Below are 3,107 nucleotides of genomic sequence, written 5' to 3' on the forward strand. Positions count from 1 at the left end.
GGGACGGTCGAGCTCAGGGGCCGGTCCACCCCGACCACGCTGGCCTGGCCGGCGGCGTCCCCACCGGGGCACGTCGAACCGGGACCTGGGTGACGGGTGGACGGCAGCGCGGTGAGATGCGGTTCCGCGGAGGCCGCCTCGCACCGGTACCCGCGATCCGGTAGGAACGGAGGGGCGGTGCGTCATCCGGGCGCGCGGGAGCCGAAGGGGACGCGGAATGGGCGCAGACGCGCGCATGACCACCGGGGTCGACGCCGAGGTCGTCGCGGAGGTGGGGGCTGAGGTCGGCGCATCCGGACCGGCGCCCGGCGACGTCCGACTGACGAGCGTGCACAACTTCCGTGACGTCGCGGGCCCGGGTTACGCGCTCCACCCGACCGGGAGCATGGCCCGCGGTCTGGTCTACCGATCCACCACGCTGTCGGTGGGTGAGGACGACCTCGGGGTACTCGAGCGGCTCGGGGTGAGCACCATCGTGGACCTGCGGACCGGCGACGAGATCACCAGGCAGCCCGATGTGATCCCCGCCGGTGCCGACTACCTGGCCATCGACGTCCTCGCCGGGAACACCTCCGCGGCCGCATTCACCGGGGTCGGGACGTTCAGCGTGGAGGACGCCCGACGCGAGACGGCGATCATGTACGAGCGGTTCGTCCTCGGCGACGAGGAGCGGACCGGTTTCGGCCGCGCGGTCAGCGCCGTGGCGCGGTCGGCGGGCCCGGCGATCGTGCACTGCACGGCCGGCAAGGACCGGACGGGCTGGACCTCCGCAGTGCTCCAGCTGCTCGCCGGAGTGCGGGAAGAGGACGTGATCGCCGACTACATGCTGACCCGCGAGCTGTCCGTCGACTTCGTCAACTCCATCCGGGCGTACGTCCGGGCGGAGATGCCCGAGCGTCTCGACGCGATCGACGTGCTCATCGGGGTCGAGGAGAGCAACATCCGGCGCTCGCTGACCGCGTTGGACAGCGAGTTCGGCGACGTCCGTCGATACCTCGTGGACGGCGCCGGGGTGGAGGAGGACCTCGTGGAGCAGCTGGGGGCCCGGCTCAGAACAGGACGATGACCGCGCCGAGCACACCACCGAAGGCGATCGCCTCGAGGATCACCGCGATGGTGCGGCCCACCTCGGACCGGGCCACGGAGTGGACCCTCGGGCCGGCCATCGTCAACGCGAACACCAGGACGAGGACCGCCACCCCGACAAGGGTGTCGGCGAGTCGCGCCGCCACGCCGTAGACCGCCCCGAGGCCGATCAGCCCCCCTGTCGCCGCGGCCGAGACCGTGGTCAACGGCGCCGGGAACACCGCGGCCGGGGTCGCCTCGCGGCCCACCGGGGCGACCTCCGCAGGAGGCGCCGGGGTGGAGCGGCTCCGGTCCCCGTCCTCCAGCATCAGTTGTCCGTTCATGCCCAGGACCCTACGTCCCGTTCCCAAAGGAATCCCCCGCCGTCCCTGTGGAACTGCTGGAAAATCGAAAAGCGCTGGTCAGCGTCCCGTAGATGGCGGAGAGATCGGTCACAATCCACAGGGACGGACCCGCCCCGGGCTGCGTGACCGCATGACCACGGGTGGGTCGGCGGGCGTAGGATTCGTGACGATCCGGTGGGGGCCGGGTCCGTTCTGTTGCGGGAAAGATCGGGGGACTGGCATGGGTTCTATGGGTGCGGTCGGGGGCTGGTTCGAGCCCGGGGACGACGCCGGGAGGGCGTGCGACGAGGCCGAGGCGGTACTCCTGGCGTGCGAGGACCTGGATGCCGTGATAGAGACGATCCGGCAGGCGGAATCCCCTGTCGACGCCCGCCGCGCCCTCAAACTGGGATTCGGGTTCTCGGGTAGGCAGGCCGCGCTGCTCCTCACCCTTCCGGTGCTGTCGTTCACGCGGTCCGAGCGCGACCGGATGCGCGACAGCCGACGTGCGCGGCTGGACCTCTTCGCCGATGTCACCGGGGCGATCCCGGCGGTTCGGGAGGACGAGGTCGAGCTCGACCCGGCGCCGGGACAGGCGGCGCGGGCGCCGGAACCGGAGTCCGCCGCGCGGGCGGGGTGGGGTGCCGAGTTCGACGGCGCCCTCGACGGGATCCGACGAGCGATGGACGATGAACAGGGCCGGGGCCCGACCGCTCCGCCGCCCGTGATCACCGGGGACCCGGGGCCCTCCGACCACGTCGCCCGGCGATCGCGGTCCGGGCGTGTCGACGAGGCCGCTGTCGTGCTCGACGAGCAGGTCGGGGAGCTCTGCGACGCGATCGCGGTCCTCCTGCAGGTGGAGAGCGTCCCCGGTGCGTGGCTGGATGATCCCCGCGCGTCCGACAGCCGGACCGGGACCCTCCTCGACAGCTGCGGTGTCGATGATTCGGTGGGGATCCGGACCCTGCTGTGGCATCTGCGCCGGACCGGCCTGGATTCGGTCGAGGGTCTGCTGCCGTTCGCCGAACCGGTCGGCGCCGCCGAGGGTTTCGAGGTCCAGGCGAAGAGGTTCGAGCACGCGATGGCGCTCGGCGGACTCGGTTCGGACCCGGGGTCCGGGGGTACCTGGACCGGTCGCCTGTGGCCGATCGCGGAGCGCCGCGGGTACGGGTACGCGGTGTCCTATCGGACCGGGCCGGACGCCGGGTCCATCTGGGCGTACGGCGGGGAGGAACCGCTCCACCGGGTGTGGGATTCGGTCGTCGACCTGCTGGTCGAGCTGTACCAGGCGTTGACCACCGGCGAACCCTGCGACGCCGCGGTCGCGGCCGCGGCGAACGGCCGGGTGGTGTGGACGAACCTCAGCTGAGGTCCCGTCCGATCACGGTGGCCCGGTTGCCGCGGCAGAACACGAGCTCGACGCGCGAGACCGTCCGGCCGGTGGTCGCGCCCAGCAGTTCGGCGTACGCGCACAACTGCAGCAGGTACTCGTCGACTGTCCCGGTGGTGACCGCCACATCGGTCTTGTAGTCGATGACGGACAGCGAACCGTCGGGCTCGTCCACGACCAGGTCGACCACCCCGTCCACCGCCACCGGCGTGCCGTCGGCCGTGGCGAGAGCGCCCGCGACCGGCAACTCCGCCCAGTGGGGGCGGGCGGCCGCCCTCCGGACGGGCTTCGAGGTGAGGGCCGTGCGC

4 protein-coding genes are annotated in these 3,107 nt (G+C 72.2%); 2 read left to right on the forward strand and 2 right to left on the reverse strand.

What is annotated here, in order from left to right; translation table 11 throughout:
- Window positions 1-217: 217 nt before the first annotated feature.
- A complete protein-coding gene (locus G6018_RS12100) occupies window positions 218-1,066 on the forward strand; it encodes a tyrosine-protein phosphatase (protein ID WP_241731274.1) in 849 nt (282 codons plus the stop codon).
- On the opposite strand, the gene G6018_RS12105 is transcribed toward G6018_RS12100, so the two are convergent.
- On the reverse strand, window positions 1,050-1,409 hold the full coding sequence (locus G6018_RS12105) for a hypothetical protein (protein ID WP_179524078.1): 360 nt from the start codon (window positions 1,407-1,409) through the stop codon (window positions 1,050-1,052). The two genes, G6018_RS12100 and G6018_RS12105, sit on opposite strands and share 17 nt — an antisense overlap.
- A 241-nt stretch (window positions 1,410-1,650) precedes the next feature.
- Here G6018_RS12105 and G6018_RS12110 point away from each other — a divergent pair, with 241 nt between their 5' ends.
- Window positions 1,651-2,778: a DNA gyrase subunit A gene (locus G6018_RS12110; protein ID WP_182639726.1), complete on the forward strand. Its 1,128-nt coding sequence runs from the start codon at window positions 1,651-1,653 to the stop codon at window positions 2,776-2,778.
- Here G6018_RS12110 and G6018_RS12115 read toward each other — a convergent pair.
- Window positions 2,771-3,107 (reverse strand): PD-(D/E)XK nuclease family protein (locus G6018_RS12115; protein ID WP_182639727.1); only part of this gene is annotated, 337 nt, incomplete at its 5' end. The genes G6018_RS12110 and G6018_RS12115 overlap by 8 nt on opposite strands.

The sequence above is a fragment of the Dietzia sp. DQ11-44 genome (assembly GCF_014145205.1).
Classification (GTDB): Bacteria; Actinomycetota; Actinomycetes; order Mycobacteriales; family Mycobacteriaceae; genus Dietzia; species Dietzia natronolimnaea.